A 17,369-nucleotide genomic window follows, 5' to 3' on the forward strand; every position below is an offset into this window, starting at 1 on the left:
CCCGGGCGCTGCTGCTGACCACGCTCGATCGCCCGGCGGCGACGACCGAACTGGCCCGTCGGCACGGGCTCGCACCGGCGACGGTTTCGGCGCACCTGACCGCGTTGCGCGGTGTGGGGTTGCTGGCTTCGGAGCGTCGGGGACATCGGGTGTTGTACCGGCGAACCGAGCTGGGCGATGCGTTGCTGACGGGGAAGCTGTGACGGCGCCGGCTCCCGCACCGGGACTAGGCTGGAAACGACCACCCGTGAAGGAGAACCAACGATGCGTATCGTCCATTTCGGACACGCCTGTCTGTTGCTGGAGACCGGTTCCGAGCGGATCCTGATCGATCCCGGCGCCTTCTCCACCGGTTTCGAGGGTGAGCGGGAGCTGTCCGCCGTGCTGGTCACGCACCAGCACTTCGACCACCTCGACGTCGAGCGGCTGCCGAAGGTCCTCGAAGCCAACCCCGGCGCGAAGCTGATCGTCGACCCCGGGTCCGCTCCCGAAGTCCAGAAGCTCGGCCTCGACTTCGCCATCGCCAACGTCGGGGACGCCTTCGCCGTCGGGGACACCTCGATCAAGGCCGTCGGCGGGGAGCACGCCGTCATCCACTCCGACATCCCCGTCATCCCGAACATCGGGTACGTCTTCGACGACGGCGCCTTCTTCCACCCCGGCGACTCGTTCTTCGTGCCGGAGCAGAAGATCGACGTCCTGGGGCTGCCCACCGGCGCTCCGTGGCTGAAGGCCGGGGAAGCCGTCGACTACCTGCGGGCGGTCGCGCCGCGGGTGGCCGTGCCCATTCACGAAGCCGTGCTCGCCAACCCGGCCATGCACTACGGCCTCTTCGGGAACCTCGCGCCCGAAGGCACCGAGGTCAAGGTGCTGGAACGGGCCGAGCCGGCGAAGTTCTAGCCACCCACGCCTCGACGCCGTCGAGGAACCGGTCCACCGCCGGCAGCGCCGGTTAGTCGGTGCCGCTCCTGCTCACCGACTGGCTGCTCGAACGCCGCAAACCCGCGAAACCTCAGGCCGCGACCGCGCGCAGCGAACCGTAGGTCGCTCCGAAGGCACGGTTCTCCAGGGCGACGTCGACCGCGTCGAGCAGGGCCTGGCGGAGGCCGGGACGGGTCAGGTCCGTCGCTGCCACCCCCAGCCGGACCAGCCCGCCCCGGCGGGCCGAGCGCGCCGCCGCCAGGACCAGCGCGAAGCAGCGCACCGTCTCCGTGCGGTGCGACTGGCTCGTGAACTCACTCACCCGGGCGCGGCGCACCTCGCCGGTGACGAGGTCGCGCACCGCGCCGAGGTCCGCGCACAGCCGGAAACCGTGCTCGGCCAGTGCCTGCAGCGTGCCCTGGGACGCGATCCAGCGCGGCGGCGCGAAGCCGTCCACCGCCAGCCCCGCGCTGTCCAGCGCGGCCTTCGCCGCGATCAGCCGCAGGCGCGCCTCGTGCGCCGGCAGCGTCGCGAACTCCGCCCGCTTGCCCAGGTACACCGTGCGGTGCGTGGGCGTGACGGTGTGGTCGTAGCCGTGCAGCAGCACCGAATCACCGCCTCGGGCGCGGGTGCGCACCCACTCCGTCGCCGGGCCTTCGCCGGTGCGGGCGGCGTACAGCAGCGAGAGCGGCACCTTGCGGCGGTCGAGCTCGGCCGCGAGGTCGGCGCACCGGTGCAGCGTGCGCGGGGTGATTCCCGACAGCGAAACCAGCAAGCGAGCGTCCACGACCACCATTGGCGCGCACGCGCCTGAAACTCCCGTGAACTGCGCAGAACGGGCGGGCGACCGTTGCCGGAAGGGTCAGACACCCTCGCGCAGGCGCATCACGGCCACCGCGATCCGGCCACGGAGGTCGGGGTCGGCGACCTGGCCGTCGGCGACGTCCGCCCGGGAGACCGGGATCCGTGCGCACGCCTCTTCGACGATCTTCGCGCCCGCGTACGTCAGGACTTTGCGCAGCGAGTCGTGCGCGTCCCGGCCGCCGGTGGGCGCCGCGATCGAGGACGCGTTGATCCACGCCACCGGCTTGCCGTACATCTCGCCGCCGCCGACCGTCCAGTCCAGGAGGTTCTTGAACGAGCCCGGCAGGCCGCCCGCGTACTCCGGCGTGCAGATCAGGACCGCGTCGGCTTCCTTGAGCGCGGCGCGCAGCGAGGCGACCTCGGGGTGCAGCGGATCACGGTCGTCATCGGGGTTGAAGTGCGGCAGATCGGCGAGGCCGGTGTACGTCTTGGTCGCGGTGAGGGTCGCGGCGGTCCCCAGTACCGCCGCATTGCCCGAGCCGGCTCGCAGGCTGCCGCAGATCAGCAGGATCACGGGGCCAGTCTGCCAGCGAAAGCCCGGTGATGCGCTGGTACGCCTCGACGTACCGGTCGCGCGTGGCCGTCACCACCTCGGGCGGCAGCGGCGGCAGCGGGGACACGCAGTCCCAGCCGGACGCCGGGTCGACCAGCCAGTCGCGCACGTGCTGCTTGTCGAACGACGGCTGCGGGACGCCGGGCTGGTGACCGTCGGCGAGCCAGTAGCGCGCCGAATCCGGCGTCAGCAGCTCGTCCGCGAGCACGAGGCCGCCGTCGGCGCCGATGCCGAATTCGAACTTCGTGTCGGCCAGCAGCAGGCCCTGCTCCGCCGCACGCACGGCACCCCGGCGGTACAGCTCCAGGGACGCCTCCCGGACCTCCTCGGCGAGCGCGCGGCCGAGCACCGACACGCACGTGCCGAAGTCGATGTTCTCGTCTTTGTCCCCGCGACGCGCCTTGGTGGAGGGCGTGAAGATCGGCTCGGGCAGCCGCGCCGACTCGGCGAGGCCGGGCGGCAGCGGCAGCCCGCACACCGCGCCCGACCTGCGGTAATCGGAATACCCGCGGCCGGTGAGGTAGCCGCGGACGACCGCCTCCACGGGCAGCATGTCGAGCCGCTCGACCAGCAGCGCGCGGCCGCGGACGGACTCGGGGATGAGCGGGCCGTCGCAGGTCACGAAGTGGTTCGGGAGGACGTCGGCGAGCTCGCGGAACCAGAACACGCTCATCGCGGTGAGCACGCGGCCCTTGCCGGGGACGGAGGTGGGGAAGACTTGCTCGAAGGCGGAGATGCGGTCGGAGGCGACGATCAGCAGGTGGTCGTCGCCCGCTTCGTACAGGTCGCGGACCTTGCCGGAGGCGAGCCTCCGGCGTGTGGGGAGGGGTGTCACGCACCGAACCCTAACGGGCACCCTCTGCCACCATGGATGATGCTGGCATGGCGTACGACTGGATCTCGGTGACCACCGACTACGGCCTGCGCGACGGCTTCGTGGCGGCCTGCCACGGCGTGATCGCGCGGCTGGCGCCCGCGGTGCGAGTGATCGACGTGACCCACGAAGTGCCGCCCCAGGACATCCGGCACGGGGCGATGGCGCTGGCCCAGACCGTCCCCTACCTGCCGGAATCGGTGCACGTCGCAGTGGTCGACCCGGGCGTCGGCACCGACCGGCTCGGCGTGGTCGTCGTCGCGGAGGACGGGCTGCTGGTCGGGCCGGACAACGGCCTGCTGCTGCCGGCCGCGCAGGCATTGGGCGGAATCCGGGCGGCGTACGAGCTCGCGGAGCCGTCGCTGCGGCTGCCCGCGACGTCGGCGACCTTCCACGGCCGGGACGTCTTCGCGCCCGCGGCCGCGCACCTCGCGCTCGGCGTGGCACCGGCCGACTTCGGCGACCCGGTGGACGGCCTGGTCGCGATGCCGGAGCCGTTCGTGGCGGCGTTCCCGGGCAAGCTCGTGTCGGAGGTGCTGACGGTCGACCACTTCGGCAACGTCCAGCTGGCCGCGACCCCCGCGGACCTGGAGCTTTCGGGCCTGTCCGGCGCGGTTTCCGTGCACAGCGAGCGCGTGGCGGTGACCACGGTGCTCGGGCGGACGTTCGCCGACGTCCCCGCCGGCGCGTCGGTGCTCTACACCGACTCGGCGGGACGGCTCGCCGTCGCCGTCAACGGCGGCTCGGCGGCGGCCGTGCTCGGCCTCGGGCCGGCCCAGGAGTGCACGATCACCTCGTCGCCGACGGCGACCTGACCCGGCCGCAGCACCGCGGCCTTCATCCCGAAGACGACGCCGCCGCTCGGGCCACGCCGGTAGGTCGCGAGGGTGCGGATCGGCTCGGGGCCGGCCTTCGCACCGGTCTCCTGATCGACCATCGGAACCGTGCAGCGGATGCACTTCTCGGCGTACCCGAACCGCGCGGTGCCCACTTCCAGTTCGCGGGCTTCGTCTTCGCGGTGCGGTTCGGCCCAGCCGGCGAGGACGATGTTGGGGCGGAAGCGATCCATCGGGACGGGTTCGCCCTGACCGGCGGCGATCCGTTCGTTCAGGGCGTCCAAAGAGGACTCCGAGGCGAAGAGCACCGCGTGCGCGTCCGCGAACGCGGTCGTGCCCGAAAACTCACCGCCGGTGACGCGGTCGTGCTCGGGCGCGACGCCGATCAGTTCGGCCGGCCGGCCGAGCAGGTCCGAGAACCACTCGTCGGCTCGGGGATCTTGCCGGACGCCTTCGCCGTCCCAGGCGAACAGCGACACCGGGCGCCGCGGGCCGTCGCGCCGGATGTCGAAGACGACGTCTTCACGACCGGGGGCGGACAGCGCGAGCCGGTCACCGAGCACCCGCGGCCGGACGGTCGCCATGACCGGGTGCGGCCGCTGCGTGAGAACGTCGCTGTCCGGGGTGATGACCTGGAAGACGCGGTCGTGCGCGAGCCCGGCGGGGGTGACTTCGGCGGACCGCACGTCGATGCCGGCGCAGGACTTGACCGGGTAGTACGTCAGCCGAGCGATTCTCGCCATCTCGGCAGGCTACCCGGGCCGCGGCCGCCGAAGCTTCTCCTTGGACACCGCCCGCCTGTACGGACCGGAGGTCTGTCAGAGAGACTGGGGGCCATTGCCCGCCCTCTCGACCTGGAGACTTTGATGCCGCAAGGGACCGTCCGCTGGTTCGACGCCGAACGGGGTTTCGGCTTCCTCGCGCCCGAGGACGGCTCGCCGGACGTGTTCGTGCACGCCTCCGAGATCGTCGGGGACGGCGGCGCGAAAGTGCTCCGCGAGGGGCAGGCCGTCGTGTTCGAGGTCGGCGAGAACGACCGCGGGCCCCAGGCGCTGCACGTTCGCGTCACCGCCGATGCGGCCACCGGCAGCGCCGTGGGCCTGCTCGGCACCATCAACTGGTACGAGCCGGGCAAGGGGTACGGCTTCGCGTCGCCGGACGGCGGCGGCGCCGACATCTTCGTGCACAGCTCCGCCATCGTGACCGGCGGCGTGGTCACCGAGGGGCAGCGGGTGGCCTTCCTGATCGTCGAAGGCGAGCGCGGCCCGCAGGCCGGGTACGTGATCCCGCTGGGAGCAGGGGCCGGCTCACCCGCTGCGGCTGGTATCGCGGACGGTGCCGACGGCACGGTGGCCTGGTACGACGAGGACAAGGGCTTCGGCTTCATCAACCCCGACTCCGGCGCCGGGGACGTCTTCGTTCACGCCCGGGCCCTGGCCGAGGGGCTGACGTGGCTCGCGGAGGGCGACCGCGTCGCCTACGAGGTGGCCAGTGGAGACAAGGGCCCGCAGGCCCGCGACGTGCACCTGGTCCGGGGCGCCGAGCCCCAGCCGGCCCCGCAGCGGCCGGCACCTGCCGCGGCCGCAGGGCCGGCGGCGCGGGACGTGCCGGTACGAGGCGGCGAGGGCGTCGTCGCGCGCTACGACAGCGACCGCGGCTTCGGCTTCATCACCCCGGACGCAGGCGGCGACGATCTCTTCGCCCACGCGTCCGTGATCATGGGGTCGGAGCCGCTGCAGAAGGGTGACCGGGTCCGGTACGCGGTGCGTCAGAGCGACCGGGGCCCGCAGGCCGACCGCGTCGAACGCCTCTGAAGAGGCGGCCCCACCGATGGCTGATCACTTCCCGATAGGTGGTTGAACCGCAGCAACCAGGAGATGGTGCGTTCGACGACCCAGCGGACCCGGCCGAGGCGGGACTTGCCCTCAATCCCGCGCCGGGCGATGCGGACCTTGATGCCGCGGCGGGTCAGGTAGCGGGATCGGGGGTTCGATCAGCTCCCAGGGCCGGTCTTCGACCCGCCGCTGCTGCGTCGTCTTCGCCACGACTGCCCACGATCGACGAGCACCGGGGAAAGTTTCACAGCACCTGCGAGAGGAACCGCTGCAACCGGGGGCTCTGCGGCTCGTCGAAGATCTCCGCCGGCGGGCCCTGCTCGACGATCCGGCCCGCGTCCATGAACGCCACCTCGTCGGCGACACTCCGCGCGAAGCCCATCTCGTGCGTCACCACGATCAGGGTCAGCCCCCGCGAAGCCAGGCCCGCCATCAGGTTCAGCACACCCTTGACCAGCTCCGGGTCCAGCGCGCTGGTCGCCTCGTCGAAGAGCATCACCTCGGGGTCCATCGCCAGCGCCCGGGCGATCGCCACCCGCTGCTGCTGCCCACCGGACAACGCGCTCGGCCGGTACGGCGCCTTGTCCGCCAGGCCGACGTCGGCCAGCCGGGCGCGGGCGATCGCCGCGGCCTCCTCCTTGCTCAGCTTCTTCACGCTGCGCAGCGGGAGCACGATGTTGTCCAGCACGCTCCGGTGGCCGAAGAGGTTGAAGTGCTGGAACACCATGCCGACGCGCTGGCGCAGCGCGTCCGGGTCCGCCTTGATCACCGATTGCCCGTCGAGCAGCAAGTCGCCGGAATCGGGCTCCTGCAAGCGGTTCACGCAGCGCAGGAGCGTCGACTTGCCGGAGCCGGACGGGCCGATGACGCACGTCGTCTTCCCGCTCTCCACGCGGAGGTCGACCCCGCGCAGGACTTCGAGCGTGCCGAAGCTGACGTGGATGTCCCGCAGCTCCACACTGGACGAACGCACCGCTGTCGTCACGAGGGAACCTTCCCGCTGGCGACCAGGTCCAGCTCGTCTCCGTCGCCCGGCTCGTCCACGCGCACCTTGCGGCCGGTCCGGAGCTTCTTGTCGATGTAGTTGACCAGGTGCGTCAGCGGCACGGTGATCACCAGGAAGAACACGCCCGCCGCGACCAGCGGGGACAGGTTGCCCGTGTTCGCCGCGAGGTCCTGGCCGATCCGGAACAGCTCGCGCTGGCCGGACAGCAGGCCGAGCACGTAGACGAGGCTGGAGTCCTTGACCAGCGCGATGAACTGGTTCACCAGCGCCGGCAGCACCCGCCGGACACCCTGCGGGATGATCACCAGCAGCATCGACTTGGTGTAGCTCATCCCGAGCGCCCGGCTGGCCTCCATCTGGCCCTTGTCGACGCTCTGGATGCCGGACCGGAAGATCTCGCCGATGTAGGCCGCGGCGATCAGCGACAGCGCCAGGATGCCCATCGGGTACGGGTTCGTGCCCACGACGTCCCGCGCGAGCGTGCCGAGGCCCTGGCCGATCAGCAGGATCGTCAGGATCGCCGGCAGCCCGCGGAAGACGTCCGTGTACACCCGCGCGGGCCAGCGCAGCCACCACTTGGTGGACAGGCCCATCACGGCCAGCACCATGCCGACCACGGTGCCGATCAGCGCCGAGGACACCGACAGGATCAGCGTGTTCAGCAGGCCGGTCTTCAGCAGGTCGGGCAGGACCTGGGAGATGTAGTCCCAGTCGAGGAAGGTGTTGACGAAATCGTCCATTGTGGAGTTACTGCCCCGGCTTGAACTCGGCGGGCACCGGCGCGGTGGGCTCGAACTGGTCGTGCACCTTGACCCAGGTGCCGTCCGCGATGACCTTCTTGAGGCCGTCGTTGATCTTGTCGATCAGCTCCGTGTTGCCCTTCTTGAAGGCGAACCCGTGCGGGATGGTCGTGGTGATCGCCTTGGTCACCTTGAGCTTCGCGTCGGCGTTGTTCTTCGCGTAGTCCTCGGCGGTGGCCTGGTCGAACACCGCGCCGTCGATCGCGCCCGTCTTGAGGGCGTTGAGGGCCGCGGCGTCGTTGGGGAACCGGACGGCCTGCGCGGTCGGCGCGTTCGTGCCGAGCCAGGTGTCCGAGACCGTGCCCTGGACGACGCCGACCCGCTTGCCCGCCAAGGAATTCTCGTCGGTGATGCCGGCGGTCTCCTTGGCTTCGATGCCGAGGGCCTGGTAGTTGTACGGCGCCGAGAAGTCGACGGTCTTCTTGCGGGCGTCGGTCTGGGAGATCGCCGAGCTGCCGATGTCGAAGGTGCCGTTCGCGACCTGGCCGAGCAGCGCCGAGAACTCGGTCGCGGCGAACTCCAGCTTCAGGCCTTCCTTGGCCGCGATGGCTTTCAGGAGCTCGTTGTCGAAGCCGGTGTAGTTGCCGTTCTCCTGGTAGGCGTTCGGCTTCGAATCGCTCAGCGTGCCGACGCGCAGGGTTTTGCCGTCACCGCTGTCCGAGCCGCCGCAGGCCGTGAGGGCGGCCAGCAAGGTCGCGGTCAGCGCTGTGACCAGTGTCTTCCTCATGCTTCTCCTAACCCTGGAACCCGGCCGGCACCGGAGCGGTCGGCAGGAACTGCTGGTGCAGCTTAAGCCAGGTCCCGTCGGAGATCACCTGCTTGAGCCCGGCGTCGATCTTGCCCAGCAGCTCGGCGTTGCCCTTCTTCACGGCGAACCCGTGCGGCACGTCCGTGACGAAGCTCTTCACGACGACCAGCTTGGCGTCCGGGTTGTCGGTGACGTTCTTCTCGGCAATGGACTGGTCCAGGATGTACGCGTCGACCGCGCCGCTCTTCAACGCTGTCAGCGCGGCGGCGTAGTCCGGGAAGCGCACGGCCTGGGCGTCCGGGACCGTGCCGGCCAGCCAGTGGTCGCCGACCGTCGCCTGGATGACGGCGACCCGCTTGCCGGCCAGCCCCTTTTCGTCGGTGACCGGCGTGCCCTGCTTGGCCTGGATGCTCATCGTCTCGAAGTCGTAGGCCGCGGAGAAGTCGACCGTCTTCTTGCGGTCGTCGGTCTGCGCGATCGCCGAGCTGGCGATGTCGTAGCGGCCCGACGCGACCTGCCCGAGCAGCGCGGAGAAGTCGGTCGCGGCGAACTCCAGCTTCAGGTTCTGCTTGGCCGCGATGGCCTTGAGCAGCTCGTTGTCGAAGCCGGTGTAGTTGCCGTCCTTGAGGTAGATGTTCGGCGGCGCGTCGCTCAGCGTGCCCACGCGCAGGGTTGAGGAAGCGCTGTCCGAGCCGCCGCAGGCGGTCAGCGTGAGGGCGGCGGCCAGCACGGTGACGATCAGCTTCTTCATGTCACGCATCCAGGTTCTTCACGGGCAGGCCGGGGCCACCCTGCCGGAGTTCCTTCGACAGCGGGGTGTTCTTGTAGAACTGCCCGTAGATCCGGGCGACCGTGCCGTCCGCCACCGCCTTCGCGAGGCCGTCGTTGAGCTTGTTCAGCAGGTCGGAGTTCTTCTTGGCCACGGCGAACGCCGACGGCGTGTCCTTGTCCTCGGCGGTGTACCCGAGTTCCAGCGGGACGCTCGGGTTCTGGTCCAGGTACTTCTGCCCGATGTCCTGCGGGACGACCCAGCCGTCGAGGGTGCCGTTCTTCAGCTGCGCGAAGCCCGCGTTGTAGTCCGGGAAGCGGACCACCTGGGCGCCGGCGACCTTGCCCGCGAACTCGTCCTGCACCGAGCCCTGGACCACGCCGAGCCGCTTGCCGCCCAGCGCGGCGACGTCCTTGAGGTTCGCGCCCTTCGCCGTGACGACCGTGGTGAAGCCGGTGTTGTAGCCGTTGGAGAAGGCGACCGTCTTCTTGCGCGCCTCGGTGCTGGAGATCGTCGAGCTGCCGATGTCGAACTTGCCGCCCGCGACCCCGGCGAGCAGGCTGGAGAACTCGGTGCCGACGAACTCGACCTCGAAGCCTTCACGCTTGGCGATGTCGCGCAGCAGCTCGTTGTCGTAGCCGGTGAACCGGCCGTTCTCCAGGTAGATCGACGGCGGGGCGTCGCTCAGCGTCCCGACGCGCAGGGTGGTCGACCCCGCGTCGGAGCCACCGCAGGCGGCGAGGGTCAACGTCAGCGCGCCCGCGGTGACGACCGCGGCGATTTTCGACAGCGTGGATCTCATCGCTTCTTCCAGAGGTTGGCGCGCCAAGGGCGCGAGGAAAGCACGTCAGGTCACTGGGTAGACGTCCTGACGCTCCGGGTTCGTGCGATCGAGATTAGGGATTTCGCCCGTTCGTGTGGATTCGTTCCAGTCCGTGGACTGGTGCGTCAGCTCACAGGATCGGCTGCGGCACGTAGCCCGACGCCTCGGGGAAGCGCTCGAGGACCTCCGCGACGCGCTCGGCCACCTGCGTCACCTGACGGCCGGCCGTGCCGGTGAACGAGATCCGGTCGGCGAGGAGTTTGTCCAGCTCACCGCGGTCGAGCGGGATGCGCTCGTCGGCGGCGAACCGGTCGAGGAGGTCGTTCTCGGCGCGGCCTTCGCGCATCTCGAGCGCGACGGCGACCGCGTGCTCCTTGATCGCTTCGTGGGCCGTCTCACGCCCGACGCCGGCGCGGACCGACGCCATGAGCACCTTCGTCGTGGTGAGGAACGGCAGATAGCGATCGAGCTCACGCTCGATCACCGCCGGGAAGGCGCCGAACTCGGCGAGCACGGTGAGGAACGTCTCCAGCAGGCCGTCGAGCGCGAAGAAGGCGTCGGGCAGCGCGACCCGGCGGACGACCGAGTCGGAGACGTCGCCCTCGTTCCACTGGTCGCCGGCCAGTTCGCCGATCATCGAGAGGTAGCCGCGCAGCACGACGGCCAGGCCGTTCACGCGCTCGCACGAGCGGGTGTTCATCTTGTGCGGCATGGCCGACGAGCCGACCTGGCCGGGCTTGAAGCCCTCGGTGACCAGCTCGTGGCCGGCCATCAGCCGGATCGTCTTGGCCAGGCTGGACGGCGCCGCGGCGAGCTGGACCACAGTGGACAGCACGTCGAAGTCGAGCGAGCGCGGGTACACCTGGCCGACGCTGACGAACCGCCGGTTGAAGCCGAGGTGCTGCATCACGCGGTCCTCGAGCTGGTCCAAAGTGGACTCGTCGCCGAGCAGGTCGAGCATGTCCTGCGCGGTGCCGACCGGGCCCTTGATGCCGCGCAGCGGGTACCGCTCGATGAGGTTGTCGAGCCGCTCGAAGGCGACCAGCAGTTCGTCGGCCGCGGTGGCGAACCGCTTGCCGAGGGTGGTGGCCTGCGCGGCGACGTTGTGCGAGCGGCCGGCCAGCACGGTGTCGGCGTGCTCGACGGCGAGGGCCGCCAGCCGCGCCAGCACGGCGGCGACGCGGGTGCGCACGAGCTCCAGGGAGCGGAGCAGCTGGAGCTGCTCGACGTTCTCGGTGAGGTCGCGCGAGGTCATGCCCTTGTGGATGTGCTCCTGGCCGGCGAGGTCGCTGAACTCCTCGATCCGCGCCTTGACGTCGTGGCGGGTGACGCGCTCGCGTTCGGCGATCGACTCGAGGTCGACCTTCTCCAGCACCCGCTCGTAGGCCTCGACGACGCCGTCGGGCACCTCGACGCCGAGGTCCTGCTGGGCCTTGAGGACGGCGAGCCAGAGCTGCCGTTCCAGGACGACCTTCCGCTCCGGGGACCAGAGCGAGACCAGCTCCGCGGAGGCGTAGCGGGCGGCGAGTACGTTCGGAATGCGGGGCTTGTCCGTCACGCCCTCACGATACCTGCGCAGGTCAGCGCGGTGACGGGCCGGGGTTTCACCATTCCGCGAAGCCGCCGTCGTCGTGGCGCCACACCGGTGAGCGCCAGGTGTGCCCGGTTCGGTCGGCCCGGCGCACGGCTTCTTCGTCGACCTCGATGCCGAGTCCGGGGCCGAGCGGCCGGGCCGCGTAGCCGTCCTGGAAGGTGAAGATCGACGGATCCGTGAGGTACTGGTGTTCCCGGCCCTCGTGGTAGTGCATGCCCACGCTTTGTTCCTGGATCAGGAAGTTCGGCGTCGCGAAGGCGACCTGCAGCGACGCGGCCAGCGAAATCGGGCCGAGCGGGCAGTGCGGCGCCAGCGAAGCGCCGTACATCTCGGCCAGCGCCCCGATCCGCCGCAGCTCCGAGATGCCGCCCGCGTGCGAGGGGTCGGGCTGGACGACCGCGACCCCGGCGTCGAGCACCGGCTTGAACTCCCAGCGCGAATAGAGCCGCTCGCCGACCGCGATCGGCACCGTGGCCGCCTCGACGACCGAGCGCAGGGCGTCGCCCTGGGTCTCCGGGAGCACCGGCTCCTCGACGAACAGCGGCTGGACGTCCTCGAGCAGCCGCACCAGCCGGCGCGCCATCGCGGGCGAGACGCGGCCGTGGAAGTCGATGGCCAGGTCGCGGTGCGGGCCGAGTGCCTCCCGCGCTTCCCAGGCGCGCGCCACCGCCGCGTCGGCCTCGGCCGGGGACGCGATCGCCGTCATGGGCCCGGCGACGTTCATCTTCACCGCGGTGAACCCGGCCTCGACCTGCGCGGTCACCGCCTCGCGGATGCCGGCCGGGCGGTCGCCGCCGACCCAGCTGTAGACCCGGACGCGGTCGCGGACCGGCCCGCCGAGCAGCTCGTGCACCGGTGCGTCGCGGACCTTGCCGGCGATGTCCCACAGCGCGTGGTCGAACCCGGCGAGCGCGCTGGAGAGCACCGGGCCGCCGCGGTAGAAACCGCCGCGCCGCAGCACCTGCCAGTGGTCTTCGATGCGCAGCGGGTCCTGGCCGATGAGCAGCTCCGACAGCTCGTGCACGGCCGCGCGCACGGTCTCCGCGCGGCCCTCGACCACGGGCTCGCCCCAGCCGCTGATCCCGTCGTCCGTGCTGACCTTGAGGAACAGCCAGCGCGGTGCGACCAGGAACGTTTCGATCTCGGTGATCTTCACCCGGTGCCCCGTTTCTACGCGGAATCCTTGGCGGCGGACCAGCCGCCGTCGACGGTCAGCTCGGCCCCGGTGACGAACGACGCGGCGGCCGAGAGCAGGAACGCGATCACGTCCGCGACTTCCTCCGGCCGGCCCAGGCGGCCGGCCGGGGTCGCCCGCGCGCTGCGGTCGCGGTCCTCGGGCGAGATGTCCTTCCAGGCCTCGGTCAGCACCGGCCCCGGCAGCACGGAGTTGACCCGCACGCCGGGGGCGTACTCGACGGCCAGCTGCCGGGCGAGCGCGACGAGCGCGCCCTTGCTGGCGGCGTACGCGGGGTGGCCCGGCAGGCCGAAGTGCGCGTGCACCGACGAGACCAGCACGATCGCGCCACGGCGTTCCCGCAACGACGGCAGGCACGCCTTCACGGCGAGGTAGGTGCCGGTCAGGTTGACGTCGAGCTGGCGCTGCCACTCGGCCAGGCCGATCTCGTGCAGCGGCCCGGCGCTGGGCACGTAGGCGTTGCTGACCAGGGCGTCCACCTCGCCGAGGTTCGCCCAGGTCGCTTCGTCGCTCACCGAACCCCGGATCGGCGTGACGCCGTCGGGGAGCTCGGCGACGTCCACGCCCAGCACGCGGTAACCGTCGTCGACGAGCTTCCGCGCGGTCGCCGCCCCGATCCCGGACGCCGCTCCGGTCACCACCGCTGTCGGCATCGCCCCTCCTGCCCTAGAACCACGAGAATAAATCCTAATTTAAGATTTCACAAGGTAAACTGCGCCCATGAGCTACCGGTGGGAGATCATGGCGGACACGCTGCGCCAGGGAGTCGTCGGAATCGTGCGCACGCACGACGCGGAGTCCGCGGTGGAAGCGGCCCGCGCGGCCCTCGAAGCCGGGCTGCGCTCGATCGAGCTGCCGCTGACGAACCCCGGCGCCCTGGACGCGATCGCCGAGCTCACGGCCGCCTACCCGGACGCGACGATCGGCGCCGGCACCGTGCTCGACGAGACGTCCGCGGTGCTGGCGATCCGGGCGGGGGCGCGGTTCCTCGTGGCACCGTCGGTGGACACCGCGGTGATCCGGACCGCGCACCGGTACGGCGTGGCGGCCCTCCCGGGCGCCGGATCGGTGACCGAAATCGTGCGGGCGCTGGAGGAAGGTGCCGATGCGGTGAAGGTGTTCCCGGCGTCGGCGCTGGGCCCGTCGTGGGTGGCGGACGTGCGGGCGGCGCTGCCCCAGGCCCCGCTGGTACCCACCGGCGGCATCGGGCCGGCGGACGTGCCAGGCTGGCTCTCGGCGGGTGCGGTCGCCTGCGGGATCGGCTCGGCGCTGACCCGCGGTTCCGCCGCGGAGATCGCCGCCCGGGTCGGGACGCTGTTGAGGAGCACGCATGGCTGAGCTGGTCTTCGTCGGGTGCTACACCGGCGATGCGGGGAACGGCACCGGGATCACCACGCTCTCGCGGTCGCCGTCCGGCTCGTTGCGCGAAGTGGCTTCGCTGCCGCTGGAGTCGCCGTCGTGGCTGGTGCGCCACCCGTCGTTGCCGGTGCTGTACGCGGCCAACGAGACCACGGACGGCGGCGTGACGGCGTTGGCCATCGCCCCGTCCGGCGAGCTGTCGGTGCTGGGCACGGCCGAGACGGGCGGCGCGCACCCGTGCCACCTGGCGGTCACGCCCGACGGCCGGTTCCTGTTGTGCGCCAACTACACCGGCGGCAGCGTGGCGGTGTTCTCGCTCTCCGGATCCGGCGCCCTGGTGTCCCGGACGGCGTTGGTCCGGCACAGCGGGAGCGGCCCGGTCGCCGACCGCCAGGAGGCGGCGCACGTCCACATGGCCGTCCCGTCGCCGGACGGTTCCGTCGTCAGCGCGGTCGACCTGGGGACGGACGAGATCCGCAGCTACACGCTGACGTCGTCGGGGGCCCTCGAGCCGCTGGCGGTGTCCTCGCTGCCGCCGGGCACGGGACCGCGTCAGCTGGTGCGCCGGCCGGGCACGGACCTCGCGTACGTCGTCGGCGAGCTGGCCGGGACGCTGGTGACGGTCCGCGAGAAGGCGCCGGGCGCGTTCGAGGTGGTGGCGTCGACGCCGTCGACGCTCTCTCCGGTGAAACCCAACCTCGTGGCCCACCTGGAACTGGCCGACTCGCGCCTGTACGTGTCGAACCGCGGCCCGGACTGCGTGACGGAGTTCGTGCTGGACGACGCGGCGGCCGTGGCGGACCAGCCGTGCGGCGCGAACCCGCGGCACTTCGCACTGGTCGACGGGACCTGTTACGTGGCGGCGCAGTCGGAGAACGCGATCACGGCGTTCACGCTGACCGCGTCCGGGGAGGCCGAGCTGCGGTACCACCCGACGGGGTCGCCGACGTTCGTGCTGCCGGTTTCCCTGCCTTGACCCGGCCTTCATAATTCGGTCATCACCTGCCGGCTGAGAGGGCCCTCCATTGACCGAACACCGGCCACGCGGGTTGCACGGCCAGACCGTGGAGGCACTGGCCAGCCGGATCCTCTCCGACGAGTGGGGCGAGGGCACCGTCCTGGACCTGCCCGCGCTGCGCGAAGAGCTCGACATCAGCCTCACCGCGCTGCGCGAAGCGCTCAAAGTGCTGGCCGCCAAGGGCATGATCGACGCCCGGCAGAAGCGCGGCACCTTCGTGCAGCCGCGCGAGAAGTGGAACATGCTCGACGCCGACGTCATGCGCTGGCAGACCGCGGCCGCCGACGATCCCGGGCTGCTCGACGAGCTCACCGAGGTCCGTGCCGTCGTCGAGCCGGCCGCCGCCCGGATCGCCGCCGCGCGGGCGACCGAAGAAGACCTCGAGGCGCTGCGGGACGCGCTCACCGACATGGCCGCCGCGGGCGACGACCCGGAGGCGAGCGTCCAGGCCGACCTCGCCTTCCACCGGCGGCTGATGGCCGCCACGCACAACAACTTCCTGATGCGGATGGAACGGATCATCGCGATCGGGCTGGCCGAGCGCGACAAGCTGGTGCACGGCTCCCCGGCGGCCGAGGACCCCGTGCCGAACCACCGGAAGGTGTTCGACGCGATCGTCGCGGGCGACCCGGTCGCGGCCGAGCAGGCGATGCTCACCCTGGTCACCAAGGCCCAGGACGACCTGGCGAAGGCTCAGCGCACGCGCTCGTGAAGGGGTGCTCGGCTCACTCCGCGAGCGCCGCCTGGAGCATCCGGGCCGCCGCGGCGCGGGGCTCCGGGTCGACCTCGACCAGTGCGTTGACGACCGCGCCGTCGACCAGGGCGACCAGCCGCTCCAGCTCGGTTCCGGTGACCGGGGTGCCCGAGCGGGCGAAGATCTCCGTCAGCAGCTCGTTGAGCTGGGCCGACAGCGTCCGCATCAGCGGCCGCAGGTACGGGCGGCGGCCGGTCGCGACCAGCCGCTCGTAGCGCAGGAGGACGGCTTCGGCGTCGGCTGCCGGGTCGCCGCTCTCCGGGCCGAGCAGGAGGTCCAGCACCAGGTCGACGGTCGCCTGCACGCCGCGGTTGCGGGTCGCGAGCTCCTCCAGCCGGCGGCGGCCGGTCGCCAGCTCGGCGTTCGAGTGGTGCTCGACGGCCGCCGTGACCAGGTCTTCCAGCGAGTCGAAGTAGTACGTCGTCGACGCCAGCGGCAGGCCCGCCCGCTCGGCCACCGCCCGGTGCCGCACGGCGTCGAACCCGCCCTCGACGAGCAGTTTCGCGGCGGCCTCGACGAGCGCGGCACGCCGTCGCTCCCCCTTCGGGGTGGTCGCAGCGGTCATGGCCGGTCATTCTGCCAACCGGGCGGACCCGGGCTCAGAAGCGGGGCGCGAGATCGCGCGCGAACTGGTCCACCTGGCCCGCGTACGGCGCCGCCGCTCCCGCGGAAGGCACGCTGACCAGCACCAGCACCCCACCGGACGCGGTACCCACGCGCGCGGTGACCGTGCCGGCCGGCTGGGACTTGAAGACCTCCGGGATGCCCTTCGGGTACACCGCCGCGGCGACTTCGCCGCCCGGGACGGGGAACCCAGCGGACCGCGACACCGTCGAACAGGCGCCGCCCGGGACGGCCTGGGTGACGATGACGTGGCCGGGGAGCTCGCCAGCGAGGGCGATGGCGAGCTCCCCGTCCACCTGTGCGCACCCGGAGGCGCCTTCGGCCAGTTGGCCGGTCTTCCCGTCCCCGGCACCCCCCTGCTGAGGTGGCTGGGCCGGGAAGTTCGGTGACTCCCCACCCACCTGAGGACGCATCGAGCCGTCCCCCGGTTGCACGGCGCCCGGGCCGGATTCGGCGGACACGCCGCTGTCCGTCGCCGCGGTCATCGACTTCGGGGTACCCCCCGACAGCATCCCGTACGCGCCGAACCCGACGACGACCAGCGCGGCGGCGCTCACCCCGGTGGTGATCCGGTTCCGGCGGCGCAGGGTCTGGCGGCGGGATTCGCGGACGACGTCGTCGCGGCTGAACGTCGGCGACGGCGCGTCCGGCGGCGCGGCGGAGAACAAGGAGCGCAGTTCCTGCTCATCCATTGGTCTCCACCTCCCGTTCGAGGACCTGCCTCAGGTTCGCCAGCCCGCGGGCGGTCTGGCTCTTCACGTTGCCTTCGCTGCAGCCCAGCGCCTTCGCCGCGCCG

Annotated in this window: 21 protein-coding genes and 2 pseudogenes; 7 read left to right on the forward strand and 16 right to left on the reverse strand. The window is 71.4% G+C overall.

Annotated features, from left to right (window positions below):
- Together CCN39_RS41000 and CCN39_RS41005 are read left to right on the forward strand one after the other, a co-directional pair.
- The coding region (locus CCN39_RS41000; protein WP_143264346.1) for an ArsR family transcriptional regulator at positions 1 to 203 on the forward strand (203 nt) is incomplete at its 5' end.
- Between the two features lie 61 nt (positions 204 to 264).
- Complete coding sequence (locus CCN39_RS41005) at positions 265 to 900, forward strand: MBL fold metallo-hydrolase (protein ID WP_086851680.1); 636 nt, start codon at positions 265 to 267, stop codon at positions 898 to 900.
- Positions 901 to 1,012: 112 nt separating this feature from the next.
- Here the strand turns inward: CCN39_RS41005 and CCN39_RS41010 are convergent, their stop codons facing one another.
- From CCN39_RS41010 to CCN39_RS41020, 3 genes are all read right to left on the reverse strand, one after another.
- A complete protein-coding gene (locus CCN39_RS41010; protein WP_208630608.1) occupies positions 1,013 to 1,717 on the reverse strand; it encodes a DUF2334 domain-containing protein in 705 nt (234 codons plus the stop codon).
- A 66-nt stretch (positions 1,718 to 1,783) separates the two neighbouring features.
- Positions 1,784 to 2,275, reverse strand: a complete 492-nt coding sequence (locus CCN39_RS41015; RefSeq protein WP_086851711.1) for an NADPH-dependent FMN reductase — start codon at positions 2,273 to 2,275, stop codon at positions 1,784 to 1,786.
- Positions 2,169 to 3,173 carry a phosphoribosylaminoimidazolesuccinocarboxamide synthase gene (locus tag CCN39_RS41020; protein ID WP_086851681.1) on the reverse strand — a complete coding sequence of 335 codons (1,005 nt, stop codon included), beginning with the start codon at positions 3,171 to 3,173 and terminating at the stop codon, positions 2,169 to 2,171. Before CCN39_RS41020 ends, CCN39_RS41015 begins: the two co-directional genes overlap by 107 nt.
- 47 nt (positions 3,174 to 3,220) lie before the next feature.
- Here CCN39_RS41020 and CCN39_RS41025 point away from each other — a divergent pair, with 47 nt between their 5' ends.
- Positions 3,221 to 4,027: an SAM hydrolase/SAM-dependent halogenase family protein gene (locus CCN39_RS41025; protein ID WP_086851683.1), complete on the forward strand. Its 807-nt coding sequence runs from the start codon at positions 3,221 to 3,223 to the stop codon at positions 4,025 to 4,027.
- On the opposite strand, the gene CCN39_RS41030 is transcribed toward CCN39_RS41025, so the two are convergent.
- On the reverse strand, positions 3,910 to 4,791 hold the full coding sequence (locus tag CCN39_RS41030) for an MOSC domain-containing protein (RefSeq protein WP_208630609.1): 882 nt from the start codon (positions 4,789 to 4,791) through the stop codon (positions 3,910 to 3,912). The genes CCN39_RS41025 and CCN39_RS41030 overlap by 118 nt on opposite strands.
- 123 nt (positions 4,792 to 4,914) lie before the next feature.
- Here CCN39_RS41030 and CCN39_RS52665 point away from each other — a divergent pair, with 123 nt between their 5' ends.
- Positions 4,915 to 5,862, forward strand: a complete 948-nt coding sequence (locus CCN39_RS52665; RefSeq protein WP_086851685.1) for a cold-shock protein — start codon at positions 4,915 to 4,917, stop codon at positions 5,860 to 5,862.
- A gap of 32 nt (positions 5,863 to 5,894) precedes the next feature.
- On the opposite strand, the pseudogene CCN39_RS49755 reads toward CCN39_RS52665, so the two are convergent.
- The 9 genes and pseudogenes from CCN39_RS49755 to CCN39_RS41075 all read right to left on the reverse strand — a co-directional run.
- Positions 5,895 to 6,023, reverse strand: a pseudogene (locus tag CCN39_RS49755) (IS5/IS1182 family transposase); the annotation flags it as partial.
- Positions 6,024 to 6,127: 104 nt separating this feature from the next.
- A complete protein-coding gene (locus CCN39_RS41040; protein ID WP_086851687.1) occupies positions 6,128 to 6,868 on the reverse strand; it encodes an amino acid ABC transporter ATP-binding protein in 741 nt (246 codons plus the stop codon).
- A complete protein-coding gene (locus CCN39_RS41045) occupies positions 6,865 to 7,629 on the reverse strand; it encodes an amino acid ABC transporter permease (RefSeq protein ID WP_086851689.1) in 765 nt (254 codons plus the stop codon). The genes CCN39_RS41040 and CCN39_RS41045 overlap by 4 nt, the downstream gene beginning before the upstream one ends.
- Positions 7,630 to 7,636: 7 nt before the next feature.
- Positions 7,637 to 8,416, reverse strand: a complete 780-nt coding sequence (locus tag CCN39_RS41050; RefSeq protein WP_086851691.1) for an ABC transporter substrate-binding protein — start codon at positions 8,414 to 8,416, stop codon at positions 7,637 to 7,639.
- A gap of 7 nt (positions 8,417 to 8,423) precedes the next feature.
- Positions 8,424 to 9,188 (reverse strand): ABC transporter substrate-binding protein, encoded by a 765-nt coding sequence (locus CCN39_RS41055; RefSeq protein WP_086851693.1) that lies wholly within the window; start codon positions 9,186 to 9,188, stop codon positions 8,424 to 8,426.
- 1 nt (position 9,189) lies between these two features.
- The gene (locus CCN39_RS41060; RefSeq protein WP_086851695.1) at positions 9,190 to 10,008 is read right to left on the reverse strand and encodes an ABC transporter substrate-binding protein; all 819 of its coding nucleotides are present in this window, start codon (positions 10,006 to 10,008) and stop codon (positions 9,190 to 9,192) included.
- A gap of 151 nt (positions 10,009 to 10,159) precedes the next feature.
- Complete coding sequence (gene purB / locus CCN39_RS41065; protein ID WP_086851696.1) at positions 10,160 to 11,587, reverse strand: adenylosuccinate lyase; 1,428 nt, start codon at positions 11,585 to 11,587, stop codon at positions 10,160 to 10,162.
- Between the two features lie 46 nt (positions 11,588 to 11,633).
- The gene (dgoD, locus tag CCN39_RS41070; protein WP_086851698.1) at positions 11,634 to 12,779 is read right to left on the reverse strand and encodes a galactonate dehydratase; all 1,146 of its coding nucleotides are present in this window, start codon (positions 12,777 to 12,779) and stop codon (positions 11,634 to 11,636) included.
- Between the two features lie 14 nt (positions 12,780 to 12,793).
- Complete coding sequence (locus tag CCN39_RS41075; RefSeq protein WP_086851700.1) at positions 12,794 to 13,471, reverse strand: SDR family NAD(P)-dependent oxidoreductase; 678 nt, start codon at positions 13,469 to 13,471, stop codon at positions 12,794 to 12,796.
- A 67-nt stretch (positions 13,472 to 13,538) separates the two neighbouring features.
- Between CCN39_RS41075 and CCN39_RS41080 the strand changes: the two genes are divergently transcribed.
- The 3 genes from CCN39_RS41080 to CCN39_RS41090 are packed head-to-tail and all read left to right on the forward strand — an operon-like array spanning position 13,539 to position 15,907.
- The gene (locus tag CCN39_RS41080) at positions 13,539 to 14,156 is read left to right on the forward strand and encodes a bifunctional 4-hydroxy-2-oxoglutarate aldolase/2-dehydro-3-deoxy-phosphogluconate aldolase (protein WP_086851702.1); all 618 of its coding nucleotides are present in this window, start codon (positions 13,539 to 13,541) and stop codon (positions 14,154 to 14,156) included.
- Complete coding sequence (locus tag CCN39_RS41085) at positions 14,149 to 15,153, forward strand: lactonase family protein (RefSeq protein WP_086851703.1); 1,005 nt, start codon at positions 14,149 to 14,151, stop codon at positions 15,151 to 15,153. Before CCN39_RS41080 ends, CCN39_RS41085 begins: the two co-directional genes overlap by 8 nt.
- Positions 15,154 to 15,202: 49 nt before the next feature.
- Positions 15,203 to 15,907 carry a FadR/GntR family transcriptional regulator gene (locus CCN39_RS41090; RefSeq protein ID WP_086851704.1) on the forward strand — a complete coding sequence of 235 codons (705 nt, stop codon included), beginning with the start codon at positions 15,203 to 15,205 and terminating at the stop codon, positions 15,905 to 15,907.
- Between the two features lie 13 nt (positions 15,908 to 15,920).
- On the opposite strand, the gene CCN39_RS41095 is transcribed toward CCN39_RS41090, so the two are convergent.
- The 3 genes and pseudogenes from CCN39_RS41095 to CCN39_RS52255 form a co-directional block, all read right to left on the reverse strand.
- Positions 15,921 to 16,514, reverse strand: a complete 594-nt coding sequence (locus tag CCN39_RS41095; RefSeq protein ID WP_086851705.1) for a TetR/AcrR family transcriptional regulator — start codon at positions 16,512 to 16,514, stop codon at positions 15,921 to 15,923.
- Between the two features lie 34 nt (positions 16,515 to 16,548).
- A complete protein-coding gene (locus CCN39_RS41100) occupies positions 16,549 to 17,265 on the reverse strand; it encodes a hypothetical protein (RefSeq protein ID WP_086851707.1) in 717 nt (238 codons plus the stop codon).
- Positions 17,258 to 17,369: pseudogene (locus CCN39_RS52255) on the reverse strand (SigE family RNA polymerase sigma factor); the annotation flags it as partial. The pseudogene CCN39_RS52255 and the gene CCN39_RS41100, both read right to left, overlap by 8 nt.

The organism is Amycolatopsis kentuckyensis (genome assembly GCF_002155975.1).
GTDB lineage: Bacteria > Actinomycetota > Actinomycetes > Mycobacteriales > Pseudonocardiaceae > Amycolatopsis > Amycolatopsis kentuckyensis.